This is a genomic window from Sphingomonas sp. R-74633, from assembly GCF_013416555.1.
In the GTDB taxonomy this organism is placed as follows: domain Bacteria; phylum Pseudomonadota; class Alphaproteobacteria; order Sphingomonadales; family Sphingomonadaceae; genus Sphingomonas.
In genome coordinates, this window is sequence record NZ_JACCFG010000001.1 from 115,707 (window position 1) to 132,978 (window position 17,272).

Annotated in this window: 18 protein-coding genes; all 18 read left to right on the top strand. The window is 61.6% G+C overall.

What is annotated here, in order from left to right; translation table 11 throughout:
- Window positions 1-2: 2 nt before the first annotated feature.
- Window positions 3-1,124, top strand: a complete 1,122-nt coding sequence (locus tag HZY97_RS00465; protein WP_180139262.1) for a DegT/DnrJ/EryC1/StrS aminotransferase family protein — start codon at window positions 3-5, stop codon at window positions 1,122-1,124.
- Window positions 1,121-1,807, top strand: coding sequence for a WbqC family protein (locus HZY97_RS00470; protein ID WP_180139265.1), 687 nt, complete (start codon window positions 1,121-1,123; stop codon window positions 1,805-1,807). The genes HZY97_RS00465 and HZY97_RS00470 overlap by 4 nt, the downstream gene beginning before the upstream one ends.
- Window positions 1,808-1,814: 7 nt before the next feature.
- Complete coding sequence (gene neuC, locus HZY97_RS00475; RefSeq protein ID WP_180139267.1) at window positions 1,815-2,981, top strand: UDP-N-acetylglucosamine 2-epimerase; 1,167 nt, start codon at window positions 1,815-1,817, stop codon at window positions 2,979-2,981.
- A 1-nt stretch (window position 2,982) separates the two neighbouring features.
- Complete coding sequence (locus HZY97_RS00480; protein ID WP_180139271.1) at window positions 2,983-3,654, top strand: PIG-L deacetylase family protein; 672 nt, start codon at window positions 2,983-2,985, stop codon at window positions 3,652-3,654.
- Window positions 3,654-4,727: an N-acetylneuraminate synthase gene (gene neuB / locus HZY97_RS00485; RefSeq protein ID WP_180139274.1), complete on the top strand. Its 1,074-nt coding sequence runs from the start codon at window positions 3,654-3,656 to the stop codon at window positions 4,725-4,727. Before HZY97_RS00480 ends, neuB begins: the two co-directional genes overlap by 1 nt.
- A 5-nt stretch (window positions 4,728-4,732) precedes the next feature.
- Window positions 4,733-5,371 (top strand): acetyltransferase, encoded by a 639-nt coding sequence (locus tag HZY97_RS00490; protein ID WP_180139277.1) that lies wholly within the window; start codon window positions 4,733-4,735, stop codon window positions 5,369-5,371.
- Window positions 5,368-6,417 carry a nucleotidyltransferase family protein gene (locus HZY97_RS00495; RefSeq protein WP_180139280.1) on the top strand — a complete coding sequence of 350 codons (1,050 nt, stop codon included), beginning with the start codon at window positions 5,368-5,370 and terminating at the stop codon, window positions 6,415-6,417. The genes HZY97_RS00490 and HZY97_RS00495 overlap by 4 nt, the downstream gene beginning before the upstream one ends.
- Complete coding sequence (locus tag HZY97_RS00500) at window positions 6,389-7,345, top strand: Gfo/Idh/MocA family protein (protein WP_180139283.1); 957 nt, start codon at window positions 6,389-6,391, stop codon at window positions 7,343-7,345. Before HZY97_RS00495 ends, HZY97_RS00500 begins: the two co-directional genes overlap by 29 nt.
- Window positions 7,342-8,049, top strand: coding sequence for an acylneuraminate cytidylyltransferase family protein (locus HZY97_RS00505; RefSeq protein ID WP_180139286.1), 708 nt, complete (start codon window positions 7,342-7,344; stop codon window positions 8,047-8,049). Before HZY97_RS00500 ends, HZY97_RS00505 begins: the two co-directional genes overlap by 4 nt.
- Entirely contained in the window at window positions 8,049-8,840 is a 792-nt protein-coding gene (locus HZY97_RS00510) for an oxidoreductase (RefSeq protein WP_180139289.1), read from the top strand. Before HZY97_RS00505 ends, HZY97_RS00510 begins: the two co-directional genes overlap by 1 nt.
- An 8-nt stretch (window positions 8,841-8,848) precedes the next feature.
- A complete protein-coding gene (locus HZY97_RS00515) occupies window positions 8,849-9,817 on the top strand; it encodes a Gfo/Idh/MocA family oxidoreductase (protein ID WP_180139292.1) in 969 nt (322 codons plus the stop codon).
- A 12-nt stretch (window positions 9,818-9,829) separates the two neighbouring features.
- A complete protein-coding gene (locus tag HZY97_RS00520; RefSeq protein ID WP_257214831.1) occupies window positions 9,830-10,786 on the top strand; it encodes a Gfo/Idh/MocA family protein in 957 nt (318 codons plus the stop codon).
- 85 nt (window positions 10,787-10,871) lie between these two features.
- On the top strand, window positions 10,872-11,468 hold the full coding sequence (locus HZY97_RS00525) for an SGNH/GDSL hydrolase family protein (RefSeq protein WP_180139298.1): 597 nt from the start codon (window positions 10,872-10,874) through the stop codon (window positions 11,466-11,468).
- 28 nt (window positions 11,469-11,496) lie between these two features.
- The gene (locus HZY97_RS00530; RefSeq protein ID WP_180139301.1) at window positions 11,497-12,924 is read left to right on the top strand and encodes a lipopolysaccharide biosynthesis protein; all 1,428 of its coding nucleotides are present in this window, start codon (window positions 11,497-11,499) and stop codon (window positions 12,922-12,924) included.
- Entirely contained in the window at window positions 12,925-14,274 is a 1,350-nt protein-coding gene (locus HZY97_RS00535) for a hypothetical protein (RefSeq protein ID WP_180139304.1), read from the top strand.
- A gap of 97 nt (window positions 14,275-14,371) precedes the next feature.
- A complete protein-coding gene (locus HZY97_RS00540; RefSeq protein ID WP_180139306.1) occupies window positions 14,372-15,421 on the top strand; it encodes a hypothetical protein in 1,050 nt (349 codons plus the stop codon).
- 88 nt (window positions 15,422-15,509) lie between these two features.
- On the top strand, window positions 15,510-16,661 hold the full coding sequence (locus HZY97_RS00545; protein ID WP_180139309.1) for an N-acetyl sugar amidotransferase: 1,152 nt from the start codon (window positions 15,510-15,512) through the stop codon (window positions 16,659-16,661).
- Window positions 16,658-17,272 carry an imidazole glycerol phosphate synthase subunit HisH gene (hisH, locus tag HZY97_RS00550; RefSeq protein ID WP_180139312.1) on the top strand — a complete coding sequence of 205 codons (615 nt, stop codon included), beginning with the start codon at window positions 16,658-16,660 and terminating at the stop codon, window positions 17,270-17,272. The genes HZY97_RS00545 and hisH overlap by 4 nt, the downstream gene beginning before the upstream one ends.

Sequence of the window (17,272 nt, forward strand, 5' to 3'; positions counted from 1 at the left end):
CCATGGCTGACCCGCATTTCAATGCGGAAGACAAAGCTCGTATCCTCGAGGGGGTCGACCAGATCCTTGATGGCATGCTCAGTATGGGCCCGAATGTGAGGGCTTTTGAAGAGGAATTCGCAGCGATGGTGGGGACTCGCCACGCGATCGCGATGAATGCGTGCACCTCGACGCTCGAGGCTGCGCTGCAATATTATAACGTGGCCGGACGGGAAGTGATCGTGCCGGCGGAGACGTTCATCGCAACCGGGATGGCGGTGCACTTGTCTGGCGGCATTCCGGTGTTCGCAGAGGTCGGCGATAGCCTCTGTCTCGATTTGGCGGATGTCGAGGCGCGTGTCACGGAGCGCACCGCAGGTGTGATCGTCGTCCACATGGCTGGCAATATCGCGCCCGAAATCCAGGCGTTCCGCGAAATGTGCGACGCGCGCGGTATCTTCCTGATCGAAGACGCGGCGCACTCGCCGGGCGCCCGGATCGGCGACCGCCAAGCCGGGAGCTTCGGCCATGCCGGATGCTTCTCATTCTTCTCCACCAAGGTGCTGGCGGCGGGCGAGGGGGGGATGCTGACCACCGACGACGACGCAATCGCGACGTTTGCCCGCAGCTTTCAGCATCGCGGCAGGGATATGACGGCGAAGACTGAGCAGTATCTGATGCCGGGGCGCAACGTGCGCATGACCGAAATGGCTGCGCTGGTGGGGCGCACGCAGCTGGCGCGGCTGCATGAGTATCTCGATCGCCGGCGCATGGTCGCCGCGGTCTATGCTCGTGATCTGGCGGGGCAGAACGGCATCCGGCTCGTGATGCCGGCCAGCCTTGAGAACTCGTCGTTCTGGAAGGTGCCGCTGCTGCTCGATCCCGAGATCGATCGTGTCGCGGTGACCGAATATATGATGGGCCAAGGCGTTGCGGTGGACTGGGCCTATCAGCCGGCGCTACATCTTCAACCGGTGTTCCGGGCGATCGGCGGCTATTCCGAAGGCACGCTTCCCCGCACCGAGGCGCTGCTGAGCCGACACCTTTGCCTGCCGTGTCACCCGCGCATTTCGGAGGACGACGCCATCTACGTCGCGCAAACGCTTGTCGAAGCGGTGCGGACGGCGGCGCGCACGAGTGCATGATGCGGGTATCGATCCATCAACCACAATATCTGCCTTGGTTGCCCTATCTTCTGAAGATCGCGGAGAGCGATCATTTCATCTTTCTCGACAGCGTGGATTTTCAGAAGAACGGTCTGCAAAATCGCAACCAGGTGAAGACTGGGAACGGGCCATTGTGGCTCACGGTACCGGTGCAGCAAAGTCTCGGCCAAAAGATCTGCAACACGCCGATCCAGAACAGCGCCGACTGGCGTAAAAAGCATTTGCAATCGATCAAACAATCTTACGCCAAGGCAAGGGATTTTTCGCGGTTCGAATCCGACCTAGACGAGATCTTCATGCAGGAATGGGATAATCTTTCTGCGCTGAACATCGAGTTGACGCTTCAGATGATGCGGTGGTTCGACATTGCCACGCCCTGGTCGAAAAGCAGTGAAATGGAAGCCACTGGCAAGGCTTCCGATTTAGTACTTAACCTTTGCCAGGAAGTCGGTGCGACGCACTATATTTCGGGTACCGGTGGCAAGGACTATATGATTCTCAAAGATTTCGCGGCAGCTGGCGTCGAGGTAGAGTTTCGTGCGCCGGCGACGGTTGAACCCTATCCACAGATGTATCCAAAGATCGGTTTTGTTGGAGGACTTTCGGCGGTAGACATCCTTTTCAATTGCGGCCCCGAGTGGCGCAACTATCTCAAATCGTGAGCTGGTGATGAGTAAATCAAAAAAGCTGATCCTCGGGGTTACCGGAATTCGTTCCGAGTACGACATCATGTCGTCGGTGTTCGGTGCAATTGAGCGGCACCCGGCCCTCGATCTGAAGATCATCGCGACCGGCGCGCATCTGAGCGAAGCCTATGGCCGGACCATTGACGAGATCCGTGCGGACGGATTCGAAATCGCGGACGAGGTGCATAGTTTGCTCAACGGCGACGACCCCGCGTGCCGCGTCAAGGGGCTTGGAATTCAGCTGCAGGGGCTCGTGCAGGCGGTAAACCGCATCAACCCTGACATGCTGATTGTGCTGGGCGACCGCGAGGAATCGATGACCACCGCGCTGGTCGGCGCGTACATGAACATCGCGGTTGCCCATATCTCCGGCGGGGACCGGGTGGTCGGCAATGTCGACGACCAGGTGCGCCACGCGGTCACCAAGCTCGCGCATCTGCATTTCGCCACGAGCGCGCCGAGCGCCGAGCGGATCCTGCGGCTCGGCGAGCAGCCCGAGCGGGTGTTCAACGTCGGCAACCCCGGGCTCGACCGCCTGCTCGAGGTGCCCGAGCTGTCGAGCTCGGAGCTCTCCGCGCGGCTCGGCATCGAGATCTCGGACGACAAGCCGCTGCTCGCGGTGATCCAGCACGCGCTGTCGACGGAGATCGGCGAAGCCTATCAGCAGATGCGCGCCACGCTCGAAGCGGTGCGCGAGCTGCAGCTGCCGACCGTGCTGAGCTACCCCAATTCCGATGCGGGCGGGCAGCAGATGATCCGCGCGATCCAGGAGTTCGGGGACCTTCCGTTCCTCTACACCGCCGAGAACATCCCAAGGCTCGAGTTCGTCAACCTGCTGCGCCGCGCATCGTGCCTGCTCGGCAATTCGAGCGCGGGCATCCTCGAGGCGCCGCTGCTCAAGCTTCCGGTGGTGAATGTCGGAAACCGCCAGACCGGCCGGCTCAACGCGGGTAATGTAGAGTTCGTCCCCCACGACGTGGCGGCAATCGTCGCCGCCGTGAAGAAGGCGATCTACGACACCGACTATCGCGCGATGGTCGCCGCGTGCCAGAACCCCTATGGCGACGGGCACTCCTCGGCGCGCATCGCCGAGATCATCGCATCGACGCCGATCGACGAAGCGCTCCTCATCAAGGACATCACCTACTGATATGGCCAGGACGATCCTCTGTATCGCGCCGCATCCGGACGACGAAACGCTGGGCTGCGGCGGCACGCTGCTTCGGCACATCGCCGAAGGCGATGCCGTCCACTGGCTGATCGTGACCGAGATTTCGGAGGCGATCGGCTTCGCTGCCGAGCGGGTGGCGAGCCGCGCGGCCGAGATCGAGGCTGTGGCCAAGGCCTATGGCTTTGCCGGCGTCCACCAATGCGCCCTGCCGAGCATGCGCCTCGAAACGCTGCCGTTGCTCGATGTGATCGGCGCCGTGGGTCGCGCAGTCTCGGCGATCGAGGCATCCGTACTCTACGTGCCGTACCGCAACGACGCGCACAGCGACCACGCCGTCGTTTATGACGCCGCCGTCGCCTGCGCGAAGACCTTCCGCTATCCCTATGTCCGCTCGGTCTACGCCTATGAGACGGTATCGGAGACCGAGTTCGGAATGAAGCCGGAGGATCCCGGCTTCCGCCCGAACCTGTTCGTGGACATCGAGGCGCATCTCGACCAGAAGATTTCGATCATGGAGATGTTCGAGGGCGAGATGGGCGCCTTTCCATTTCCGCGAAGTGAAACTTGTATGCGCGCGCTGGCGCAGTTACGCGGCAGCCAGTCCAGCCGGATGGCGGCGGAAGCTTTCATGATCATCAAGGAAATTCGCTGATGCGCGAAGTCTATGTGATTGCCGAGGCCGGTGTGAACCACAACGGCGATCGCGATCTTGCCTTCGCGCTCGTCGACGCTGCCGCGGAGACGGGGGCGAACGCAGTGAAATTCCAGACGTTCAACGCGGCGAAGCTCACCTCGCGCAAGGTCGGCAAGGCCGCGTACCAGACGGCCTCCACCGGCGGCGAAGAAAGCCAGCAGGAGATGCTGAGCAAGCTCGAGCTGCCCTGGGAATGGCATGGCGCGCTCAAGCATCACGCCGAGGCCAAGGGCATGGACTTCATGTCGACGGCGTTCGACGTCGAGAGCCTGGCGCTGCTGGTCGGGCTGGGCATCCCGATGGTCAAGGTGCCGTCGGGCGAGCTCACCAACGGGCCGCTGCTCTGGCAATATGCGCGGGCCAATCTTCCGCTGATCCTCTCCACCGGCATGGCGACGCTGTCCGATGTCGAGCAGGCGCTGGCAGTGTTGTCGCACGCCTTCAACGAGACGGAGGAGCCGCGGTCGCTCGACGACGTCTGGCGGAGCTGGAGCGTGGCCGAGCGGCGGGCGAGCCTGGCTGGACGCGTGACGCTGCTGCACTGCACGACGCAATATCCGACGCGCGCCGACGAAGTGAACCTCGCGGCGATGGACACGCTGCGCGCCGCTTTCGGCCTGCCCGTCGGTTATTCAGACCATACCATGGGTGCCACGGCTTCGGTCGCGGCGGTGGCCAGGGGCGCGGTGCTGGTCGAGAAGCATTTCACCATGGATCGCGCGCTCCCGGGGCCCGATCACGCGGCTTCGCTCGAGCCGGGCGAGTTCGCGGCGATGGTCCGCGAGATCCGCGCGGTCGAGCGCATGATCGGCGACGGGATGAAGGCGCCGCAGCCGAGCGAATGGGATTCGCGCCGTGCCGGGCGCCAGCAGGTCATCGCGGCACGCGACGTTGCCGCCGGCAGCGTGCTGTCCCGCGAAGATCTGACCACGGCGCGCTGTGGAGAGGGGCTCATGCCCGCGGAGATCTGGGGGCTGGTCGGCACCGCTGCCCGCCAGGACGTCGCCGCAGGTGAAGTTTACCCGCGGTGACCGGGATGCGCGTGGCCATCATCGGTGCCGGCGGGCACGCCGTGGTCGTCGCGGATGCGCTGCAGGCCGGGGGCAGCCGGGTGGAGTGTTTTCTCGAGACCGATCCGGCGAAGGTCGGCGCGCATATCTTCGGCATCGCCATTGTGCAGGAAGGTGATTTCCGGGGACGCGTGACCGCAGGCGAGGTCCTGCTCGTCAATGGCATCGGCGGTGTCCGCAGCACCGCCATCCGGCGGCGCGCGCAGGAAGCATTCGAGCGGGACGGGTGGCGCTTCGTCGGGGTGCGGCATCCGAGCGCCATCGTCTCGGAGCATGCGGAGATCGAGGAAACCGCGCAATTGCTGGCGGGAAGCGTGGTGCAGCCCGGGGCCCAGGTCGGGCGGGGCTGCATCGTGAACACGCGCAGCGTGGTAGAGCATGACTGCCAGGTCGGCGATTGGTCGCATATCGCGCCGGCGGCGGTGCTGTGCGGTGACGTCATTCTGAAAGATGGCTGTCATATCGGGGCGAGCGCTACGGTCCTGCAGGGCCGGAGCCTCGGCCCCGAGACGGTGGTAGGTGCGGGGGCCGTGGTCACGCGCGATTTCGAAGGTTACGGCACTCTGACCGGGGTGCCGGCAAGAATTATGGGGCAATTGCAGTGAACAACTGGGAGAGCACGCTCGTCGCTCCTGATGCGCCGCTTCGCGACGCGCTCGTCATGCTCAACCAGGCGGGCACCAAGGTGCTGCTGGTCGCGTCGCCGGACTGCAAACTGCTGGGCACGCTGAGCGACGGGGATATCCGCCGCGCGCTATTGAAGGGGGGCGAATTGTCGTCGCTGGTCAGCGAGGCGATGAACGAGCACCCGCATTGTGCCTCGGCGACGGACAGCACGGAAAGCATCCTCGCGACGATGCGTAGCGCTGCGCTGCATCAGATTCCGGTGCTGGACGAGCGCGGGATCGTGATCGGGCTCCGCCTGATCGACGATTTCCTGGCGCCGACGGCCCGCGACAATTGGGTGGTGATCATGGCCGGCGGCTTGGGCTCGCGCCTGCGCGAGCTGACCAAGTCGACGCCAAAGCCGATGCTTCCCGTGGGGCCGCGCCCGCTGCTCGAGACCATCGTGCGGAACTTCGTGGGGCAGGGCTTCACCAGCATCTACATCGCGGTCAATTATCTCGGCGAGCAGATCGAGGAGCATTTCGGCGACGGCGCGCGGTTCGACGCGGACATCCGCTATCTGCGCGAGGATCAGCGCATGGGCACGGCGGGGCCGCTCGGCCTGCTGCCCGAGCGCCCTGCGCTGCCGATATTGGTGACCAACGCCGATGTGCTCACCAAGCAGAATTTTGGCGCCATGATCGACGACCATGTCGGCCACGACACCGAGATCACCGTCGGCGTGCGCACCTATGACATGCAGGTGCCGTTCGGCGTGGTGCGGCAAAGCGAGGGCCGCGTCGTCGCGATCGAGGAAAAGCCGGTCAGCAGCTACACGATCAGCGCGGGGATGAACGTGATATCGCCCGGATGCCTCGATCTCATTCCACGGAACCAGTTCTACGACATGCCGTCGCTCTTTTCCGAGGCGGTGGGCGCCGGAAAGCTGGTGCGCACCTACAACGTGGAGAGCTATTGGCTTGATGTCGGGCAGCCGCATGAATACGAGCGCGCCAATGCCGACTTCGCCGCTCTCTTCAACTGAGGCCATCCCCGGGGCTGGCCGGGCGACGGTGATCGGCTTCGGTTCGATCGGTCAGCGTCACGCCCGTATCCTCGAGGAGCTGGGCTGCCAGGTCTCGGTGGTCAGCCGCCGCCCGGTCGAGCATCCCCGCGGGCGCCGCACGCTCGAGGAAACGCTCGAGACCGATCGGCCCGATTATGTGGTGATCGCGAACGAGACCGCGGCGCATTATGACACCCTGGCGGCGCTCGCCGCCCTTGGCTTCGAAGGGCGCGTGCTGATCGAGAAGCCGGCCTTCCAGGCCCCGTGCGCGGTTCCGGCGCATCGCTTCGCGGCAGTTTCGGTCGCCTATAATCTTCGATTTCACCCGGGCCTGCAAAAGCTTCGTGCCTTGCTGCAGGGAGAGACGCTGATCTCGACGAACATCTATGTGGGGCAATATCTGCCCGACTGGCGGCCAGGTACCGACTATCGCACCAGCTATTCGGCGGACGCTTCGCTCGGCGGCGGCGCCTTGCGAGACCTGAGCCACGACCTGGATTATGCCGGCTGGCTGCTCGGGCGCTGGCGCAGCGTCGCCGCGCTGGGTGGACATTTCAGCGATCTCGAGATCGCGAGCGACGACGTGTACGCGCTGCTGCTGCAGACGGCGTCCTGCCCAGTGGTGACTGTGCAGATGAGCTATCTGGACCGCGCCGCCCGTCGCCAGCTGGTGATCAACACGCAGGCGCATACCTATGCGCTGGACCTGGTGGCCCACACGCTGACGGTGGACGGCGTGCCGGAAGCGCTCACCGTCGATCGCGACACGACCTATCGCGAGATGCACAAGGCGCTGCTCGCGGGCGCCGATGCGGACGCCTGCAGCCTGGAGGATGGGCTCGACACGCTCCGGCTGATCGATGCCGCGGAGCGGGCAACCGAACGAAGGGAATGGGTGGCGGGATGAAGCGGATCTGCACGATATGCGCACGCGCGGGATCGAAGGGCGTGCGGGGCAAGAACGTCCGGATGCTGCATGGATTGCCGCTGATCGCGCACAGCGTCCGCCAGGGCGTGGCGTCGGGCCTGTTCGACATCGTCGCGGTGAGCAGCGATAGCGATCAGATCCTCAAGATCGCCGGGGAATATGGTGCGATGTGCCTTGTCCGCCGCCCGGACGAGCTGGCGACGGACACGGCCGCCAAGCTGCCGGTGATCCAGCATTGCGTCGCCGAGGTGGAGCGCCAGCTGGGCGCGCGGTTTGACATCTGCGTCGACCTCGACGCCACGTCGCCGCTGCGCTCGATCGAGGACATTCGCAATTCGGTCGCGATGCTCGAGGATCCCGGCGCGACGAATGTGATCACGGCGATGCCGGCCCGTCGCTCGCCCTATTTCAACATGGTCGAGCTCGATTCCGCCGGCGTGCCCCGTCTTTCCAAGGCGCCTCTGGCGCAGGTGGTGCGACGGCAGGACGCGCCTGCCAGCTTCGACATGAACGCCTCCATCTATGTATGGCGGCGCGCGGCACTGGAAAGCGGCAGCTCGCTCTTCTCCGATGGCACGCGCCTTTACGTAATGCCCGAGGAGCGCTCGATCGACATCGACAGCGAAGTAGATTTCCTGCTCGTGGAGCAACTCATGGGGCGCGCTGGCGCCGGAGAAATTTGATGAAGCTCGAGACCGGCGCGTTGCTCGCCGACAACACGGTGATCGTGGCCGGTGGGGCGGGGCGCCTCGGCAAGGCATTCTGCGCGGCGATCGCACGCCAGGGCGGCTATCCGGTCGTGGCGGATCGGGACCTCGCCCAGTCGGAAGCGGCAGCGCAGGCGATCGCGCAAGAGACGGGGCGCCCGGTTGGCGTGGCGCAGCTCGACATCACCTCGACCGACTCCGTCGAAGCGATGATCGCGCAGGTCCATGCGGATCGCGGGCGGATCGATGCGGTCGTCAACAGCGCGTATCCGCGTAACGCCAATTACGGCCGAAAGTTCGAGGAGGTCACCTATCAGGACTTCAGCGAGAACCTCTCGCAGCACGTCGCGGGCATGTTCCTCGTCAGCCAGCGCCTGGCCGCCTATTTCGAGCGCGAGAAAGTGCCCGGGAATATCGTCAACATCGCCTCGATCTACGGCGTGATGGCGCCCCGTTTCGAGGTGTATGAAGGCACGCCGATGACGATGCCGGTCGAATATGCCGCGATCAAATCGGCGGTCATCCACCTGACTCGCTACATGGCGAAATACTTTTACGGCAAGGGTCTCCGGGCGAATGTGATCAGCCCGGGCGGCATATTGGACGGGCAGCCCGAGCCCTTCCTCGACAAGTATCGCAGCTTCTGCGCGAGCAAGGGGATGCTCGACAAGGACGACATCTCCGGTACGTTGGTTTTTCTGCTTTCTAATCTGTCCGAGCACATCACCGGCCAGAACATCGTCGTCGATGACGGCTTTTCACTCTGAGAGATCCCATGCGCAAACTCGCGGTCATCGGTGCCGGACAGCTCGGCAGCCGCCATCTCCAGGCCCTGATGAAGTTGACCTTCCCATGCGAGATATGGGTGATGGACCCTTCAGCCGCCTCGCTCGACACCGCGCGGGAAAGGGCATCGGTCATTGCGCAGGGCGCGGATCATAAGTTGTATTTCACCCAGCAACTGACCGAGCTGCCGAGGGCTCTCGACTATGTCATCGTCGCGACCGCCGCCGATGTGCGGTGGAAGGTGCTGCAGCAGCTGTTGGGTGCCTCCTCGGTGCGGTATCTGCTACTCGAGAAAGTGCTGTTCCAAGACCTTGCGCACTATGACGCGGCGCAGCAACTTTTTGCCTCCTGCGGAACCTCGGTATGGGTCAACTGCACCCGCAGGGCCTATCCCATCTACGACAGGGTGCGCGATTTTTTCGCGGGGCGGCCGCTATGGCAGATGAACGTGTCGGGCGGCGAGTGGGGGCTGGGCTGCAACGGGGTTCATTTCCTTGACCTCTATGCCTTTCTCGGCGGCGAGACCGTCAACGCGTTCTCCACCGACGCGCTCGATCCCCAGGTGATCGCGAGCAAACGGTCGGGCTTCCACGAATTCACGGGAACGCTGACGGGAACCTCGCCGAGCGGCCGGTTCGAAGCGACTTCCCGTGGCGATTCCGGGGAGCCGATCATCATTGAGCTGCGCGCGGAAGGGCGCAGTTGCGTGCTGGATGAGGCAACCGGAACTGCTTTTTTCGGCGATCATGCGGAGAAGCGCTGGACGACCGAAGATTTCACCAACCCGTTCCTCAGCGATGTGGGCGCCCAGATTGCCGAGGGGTTGCTGAGCCGGGGCGAATGCCAGTTGCCGACCTATGCGGAATCGGCTGCCTGCCACGTGCCCTTCGTGCGTGCGCTTGCGTCGTTCGCTGCACGCTATATAGGCCAGCCTGCAAATATTTGCCCGATTACCTGAGGCACCTTCGGCATGCATTCTCAGTCAGTTCTCCTCGTCGGCTCTGGCCCGATGGCTGTCGACTATTGGAACGTGCTGACCGCGATGTCGGTGCCGATCACAGTGGTCGGGCGAAGCGAGGCTTCCGCCGCGCGGTTTCAGGAGAAGACCGGCGCGGAATGCGTGGCGGGTGGTATCGAGAACTATCTTGCGACGGCCCCCGTCTTGCCGGAAGTGGCAATCGTCGCGGTTACCGTGGAGCAGTTGGCACCCGTTGCGCGCGCGTTGATCGATGCTGGTGTCCTGCGCTTGCTGGTGGAGAAGCCCGGCGCACTCAACGAGGCCGCGCTTACTCAGCTCGCCGAGACCGCGCGTGCGCGCGGCGCGCAAGTGTATATCGCCTATAATCGTCGCTTCTATGCATCGGTGATCGAGGCGCGGCGCATCATCGCTGAGGAGGGCGGTGTCCGCTCGCTGACCTTCGAGTTCAACGAGTGGAGCCATATCATCGAGAGGATCCCCAAGGCACCGGGGGTGAAGGAAAACTGGCTCGTCGGCAATTCGACCCATGTGATCGATCTCGCCTTCCATCTCGCTGGCTCTCCGACGGAACTCTACGCGCTGACCTCGGGCGGCCTGGCGTGGCATCCTTCCGCATCCACCTTCGTGGGCGCAGGCAGGACCGAAAGCGGCGCGCTGTTCTCCTACCATGCCAATTGGGCGGCGCCCGGGCGCTGGGGTGTCGAAGTGCTGCTCCCCAGCAAGCGCCTGATCTTTCGCCCGCTGGAAGGACTGCAGTATATTTCGCTCGGCAAGGTTGCGCCGGTCGAAATCGAGCTCGACGACGCGCTCGACAAACAGTTCAAGCCGGGGCTCTACCGCCAGGTCGAGGTGATGCTAGACGGCGACGTCGGGCTCTGCACTCTCGACGAGCAACTGGCGAACTGGCCGATCTACAAGCGGATCGCGAATTACGGTTCCGATCAATAACGCCCGGATGCAGACAAGGGTGCCTCGTCCCACAATCCTGATCATCACTGACTCTCTCGGGTTCCCGCGGTCGGAGCCTGAATGGGTGCTATATGAGCAAAGCTACATCGCCCAGCTGAAGGCGGCGAACCCGGATTATGATGTCATCCACTATGGTCATGGCGGCGCCACGATCGAGCGGCTGTTCAACTATACGAGCTATTTTCACAGGACCGTCCGTCCGGATTTCTGCTTCGTGCAGTCCGGTATTGTCGATTGTGCCCCCCGGGCCCTCAAGGAGATCGAGCTGCAGGCGATCAAGGCGCTCCCGCTTGTCGGGAGAATGATTGGTAAGCTGGTGCAGAAGAATGCGGCGACCATCCGCAAGTTCCGCAAGCTGTCCTACACTCCAATCGACACCTATCGCGTCTATCTCGACAAGTTCGAGCAGACCTTTGGGCGGATCTGGTGGATCACCATACCGCCGGCTTCCTCGGCTTATGAGCAGCAATTGCCGGGTATTACCGCGCAGGTGGACGCATACAACCAGTTGCTCGAGGTGCGCCCTCACGTCGCGACTGCGGATTTCACTGAAGCCGAGATGATGTCTGACTTCCACCATCTCAGCGTGGCCGGGCACAAGAAGCTGTTCGCGCGCATGAACGCGATCGTTAGGGATCGGGGCGCAGGCAGTGTCGCCTAAGGATATTCTGCGAACCGCCCCGGTGAAGATGATCTTTCGTCTGATCAACACTCCGCTGTTGCGGCAGAGTGCGCTGTACACGAGCTCGATGCTCTTTAGCAAAATTGCTCAGCTGTTCTCGGTCTTCGTCTATTCTTATTTCGTCGATCCGGCGGAATTCGGATTCTACAGCGTCTTCTCATCCTATATCTGGATCTTCGCCAGCATTATATCCGTGAACTTGTACCTGGGGGTGGGGCGATATCTATACGAAGACGATGTCGACAATGACGTGATGATCTCCACCGTCCTGGTCGAGCTTGTGCTTGCTTCGTTGATATTCCTTGGCGTGGCGGCCTGGGTGGTCCAGCGCGGCTCCTCCGAATGGCCGCTGACAACCTGGCTATGCCTGCTCTTCGTCACGCACGGCTTCATCTTCGAGAGTCTCATCACGCAATTTGCGGCTTATAACCAGAACGGCATGTTCCTTCTGCGCGCCACGATCATCCGCGCCATCGCTTCTGTGTCGGTGACCATGGTGGCGCTGATGTTCATGACTTCGCATCGCGGCTTCGCACTGATCCTGGGAGACGTGGCGGGTGCCTTGCCCGTGATCGGTTACTTCATCTTCTCGGGCATGTTTCGCTTTAACCTAAAGCTTTCGGTGCCCTACATCCGCAAGATGCTTGGCTATGCCATGCCGATCACGCCCTACATGCTGAGCCTCACCCTGTTGTCGCAGGTGTCGCGTATAATCGTCGAGCATTACCAGGGAGAGCGAGCAGCAGGACTGTTCAGCCTGTCTTACAATTTCGGCATGCTGCCGCTGATCGCGGCGACAGCGCTGACCAATGCGGTGAATCGCAGCTTCTTCGATCAGCTCAAAGGCGATGACCAGAAGGCCCTTGTCTCAGGCGCAGACGATGTCTTTGCGCTGACGGCGCTGTGCTTCGCCGGGGTGATGGCATTCGGGGAGCTTGCGGCGTGGTTGTTCCTGCCCGACCGATATTCGGCCGCGTTTGCGATCATTCCCGTGGTCGCCTATGCCGGGATGGCGCTCGGGTTATTCCAGATCTGGGTGCGCGTGCTCGCGTTCCGGGACCGGCCAGGCGTCGTCTCGGTCGTCGCCACGCTCGGTATGGCGGTCAATATGGCGTTGAATCTGATGCTGATCCCGTCTCTTGGCTTCTCGATCGCCGCTTGGTCGGTCGTGATCGCCTATGTCGGTATGGCTCTCGGGTGTATGATGCTAGTCAAGAAGCTCGAAGGCATTGAACTCTTGTCGGTGAGTGCAGGGGCGCGCCATCTCGCGATAGGGGGGCTACCGCTGCTGATCGGGCTCGATCCCGATATTCCTTTCGCCGTGCGGCAAGTTCTACTTGGCGTCTGGTTCGTCGGATTCGCGATCTATCTGGTATTTCCACTGCTCAAGGTTCGAGGAATTTCCGTTTTCCCGAGCGCTGGAGGCGCGCGCTAGATGTTTCGTATCTATTTTATCCCCGCGCTGATCACGCTGAATCTGCTCATCGGCTTTGCGCCGTGGGGCGGGGTGTCGCTCGCACTGATCATCGTCCTCACCTATCTCGCCTTCCCGCCAGACCGCGTCTTCCATCCGAACAATATGCTTTTCGCATATTACGGACTCTATGTGGTCGTATCGTGCGGGTTGAACTTCATCCTGTCCATGATCGGGTGGGAGTATCAGCTGCCCTGGGGGCAGACTGTGTTCTGGGATACGTTCGCCACCTATACGCTGTATCAGATCGAGGTCACCTATCTCGTTTTGTACTTCGCGCTCTATTTCTTCTGCGGCGGCGCCAAGTCGTCCGCAGTCGGGCAGCCATCCGTCAAGCTGGAGATAGCCGAGGTCAGCCCGCCCATCGTCTATGCGACGATCGGCATATCCATATTCTTGGTTGTGTGGTTCATCCAGGCTACTGCGGGCATCGGTCAGTGGCTGTCGGACTATAGCGAGACCTATCTGTCCAAGCGCGAGGGCTATGGCCTGTTGAACGTGGCGATCGCGCCCGTTGGAACTGCCGCGGTGTTCCTGCTCGGCGTGATGACCTATCACGCCCAGCGCAAGGGCAGGCTCGTCCTGCTGTTCCTTGCGCTGCTGATCATTCTGTCCTTCCAGGCCGGATTCAAAAGCCGCCTCATCGTGTTGATTATGATCTACCTTGCGCCCTATTTGATGAAGCTGCGTTTCAGCCTCAAATGGGTTGGGCGGCTTGCTGTCATATTCTTCGTGCTACTCTACCTGGGGACCCTGATCCGTACAGGGGGATTCTATGCCTCGCCCGCTTTCTTCATGGAAATGCTGATCGGGTACTTCAATACTTATCAACTTCATGACTGGATCGTGGGGACTCGCAATCCGGATTGGTTCACGACCAGCTATCAGGTCCTGATCAAGCCGCTGCAGATTTTCGGCTATGCCGGGGTCGACGACGATTTCGATATCAGCGTAATGCTGACCAAGGAGTTCTTCCCCGAGCAATGGTATCGGGAGCATGCCACGCAGCAATGGCCCCTCGAAACCGAGCTTTACCTAAACTATTACGGTATCCTGCTCGAACCCCTCCCGCTCATAATCTACGCGAGCGTAATCGGCTGGCTGTTTCGTCGCGCGATTATCCGCATGAACCTGCCGATGATCCCGGTTTTTCTGCTCGAGTTCTTGCGCATGTTCAGTATGTTGCGGGGAACGCTCATCCCGTGGGAACTGCCGATCTACATTCTGCAGTATCTGTTGGTGTACGCGATTTGCCGGCTTGCGCTGACCGGCGGCGGTGTTCGCGCCATCTCCCAATATCAGCATGCGTGAGCCACGCACGCCGGCCCGGCCGGGTGCGATTGCCGGACTTGTGTTCCGAGCGTTGGAGAATGAGCGCGCTCTAGACGTCCAGTATCGGCGGGAGAACATGGTTGGCGAGGCCGCTCGCGGTTGGATGCCGAACTATAAGCCGATGGCGCAAATCGCACTTCGGCGGCGGGTGGGAAGGCTCTATCTTCCGTTTCTTGTTGCGGCTGCCGGCGCGATCGCACTCCGGCAGATAGCCGATCTCGCGCTTGCCGCAGGGCGCTCCATCCGAAGTGCGCGTCTCGGCGACGATGTCTGTCTATTGCCGACCGTGCCCAGCAATCGGGCGTTGATCCTGGATGCGATCGCGCAGGCGCCGGCGAGCGAAGGGCCGCCGACGCTTTTCGCAGAACTGACCCCGGCGAAGCTTGCATCCGCGATCGGCGTGCGGGGAGTGCTTCGCTGCGCACTTGCCATTGCGCTGCTCTACGGCCGTGTCCTGTCAGCGCGTTCCGGCCGGCGCTTCGATTTGCTGCTGCATATGCGAGACGCGACCGCGCTTGCGCTGCTGACGGCATTCGCGGCCGAGAATCCGGAACGTGCCGTCTGGACGGACGACCACTATCAGCGCTGGGCCTTTCTGCTTTCCAACGCTTCTCGCCGGCTGTGCATCGTGCAGCACGGGTTCCTCTCCAGCACGCTGGAGTTCCCGCATCGCTTTGGCACGGTGGAGATGCTCGGCGTCCGGGCTGAGCGCTTTGTGGATTTGTTTGCGGCCTATTTCCGCGTCGAACGATGGTTCCTGTTTCAGCGGGAGCCTGCGGCTCCGGCGGCAGTCCGTCAGGACATTCTGCTGCTTGCCTCTTCCGCGCCGCACATCGATGAGGAGATTGCCTTTCTCACGCGCTTCCGTGCCGGATCGGGCCTGCCGGTCGCAGTGAAGCTGCACCCGGCACACGTGTATGATGTGCGCAAGGATACGCTGCTGGATCTGGCCGATATCGTTTGTGCCAAGGAAGACCGCCCGGCGGTTAGCGTGTTCGCAAGCCACAGCTCGTTCATGGAACTGGATTACGAAGGCGGTGGGGCGCTGACATGCTCGATTGCGCGATGCGGCGGCGGAGAAGCTGCGGCGGAATGGTTGCTGGCAGAGCTGAAAGCCCTAGGATAATGATCGTTGCAGTGCCGCATCTTGCTTGCCAGCGAGAATTTTGTAGCCGATAGGAAAATCCGATTCAAACCATCGAGCTATAATCCCAATGTCTTCTGAAGAGCACGCGCGGCCGTATCAGATTTGTAACAATTGCATAATGGATACGAGCGATTCTCAGATTCGGTTCGATGATAACGGGCGCTGCGAATATTGTGAGAACTATTACTCCAATATTCTTCCGAATTGGCATGCCGATGAGCGCGGCGAGCGCGAGATCATGTCTCAGGTCGAGCAGATCAAGAAAGATGGAATCGGTAAAGATTTCGATTGCCTGATCGGTCTGAGCGGCGGTGTCGACAGTAGCTACCTAGTCTATCTCGCCAAGGAAAAATTTGGCCTTCGTCCATTGCTTTATCACGTCGATGCTGGGTGGAACTCCCAGGAGGCCGTGAATAATATCGAAAAGCTTGTGGATGGCCTGGGTCTAGACCTCTACACTGAGGTTGTTGATTGGCCCGAAATGAGGGACTTACAGCTTGCCTTCTTCAAGGCAGGTGTTCCGCACTTGGATACGCCGCAAGATCATGCCTTCTTTGCTGGCCTATACAATTTTGCGGCGAAGAATAAGGTGAAGTACATCTTGACTGGTGCCAATTATTCCACCGAATGCGTGCGCGAGCCGCTGGAATGGCACTATCATGCGTCGGATCTAATGCAGCTGCGTGACATTCACCGGAAGTTTGGCAAGCGCCCGCTCAAGAAGTTCCCATTGGCCGGTATCCTGAAGTTCAAGCTCTTCTACCGGTTCGTGAAGGGAGTCCGGGTAGTCAAGCCGCTCAACTCCGTGCCGTATCGCAAGGAAGCGGCGATGCAGGAGCTAGTCGATCGGTACGGATGGCAGCGCTACCCGCACAAGCACTATGAATCGCGCTTCACGCGCTTCTACGAGGGCTACTGGCTGCGCACACGGTTTGGCTATGACAAGCGCCGCGCGCACTTCTCCAGCCTCATTCTGACCGGTCAGCTGGCGCGCGACGAAGCGCTCGAGCGGATCGAGAAGGCGCCCTATTCGGATGAGCAGGTGCGTCAGGATTTCGACTATATCGCTACCAAGCTCGGTATTGAGAGCGCGGAGCTGCAGGCGATGTTCGAGGCCCCGAAGCACACCTATCGCGACTATCGGAACATCATGCCGGTTATGAGCCTCGGGGCCTGGGTGCTCCGCACGCTGGGGATCCAGAGGGCGATCATCCGGTGATCCATATCGTAGACTACGGCTTGGGGAACGTGGGAGCGTTTCTGACGCTCTACGATCGGCTCAACATCCGGGCAAAGGCAGCACGGACAGCCGAGGAGCTGGCCGAAGCCGATCATATCCTGCTGCCCGGCGTCGGAGCGTTCGATCACGCGATGGACCTGCTTGCCGCGTCGGGCATGCGGTCGATGCTCGATCGCCTGGTGCTCGAGCAGAAGGTGCCCGTGCTTGGTGTTTGTGTCGGGATGCAGATCCTGGGCGACAGTAGCGAGGAAGGGACCAAGCCCGGCTTGGGCTGGATCAGCGGCGTCGTGCGGTCGCTCACTGGGCGATGGTCGGCGCAGAATCAGCTGCCCCTGCCGCACATGGGTTGGAACGACGTCACTGCCGCGCGGCCCGTTAGCCTTTTGCGGAAGATCGAAAACCCCCGCTACTATTTCCTCCACAGCTTCTATTTCGACAATGCGCGAGAGGAAGATACTGCGACGACGGTCGAATATGGCGGGCGCTTCACGTGCATGGTGAATCGCGAGAATGTGTGGGGCGTGCAGTTCCACCCCGAGAAGAGCCATCATTTCGGACGTGAACTCCTCAAGAACTTTGCGGAGCTCTGA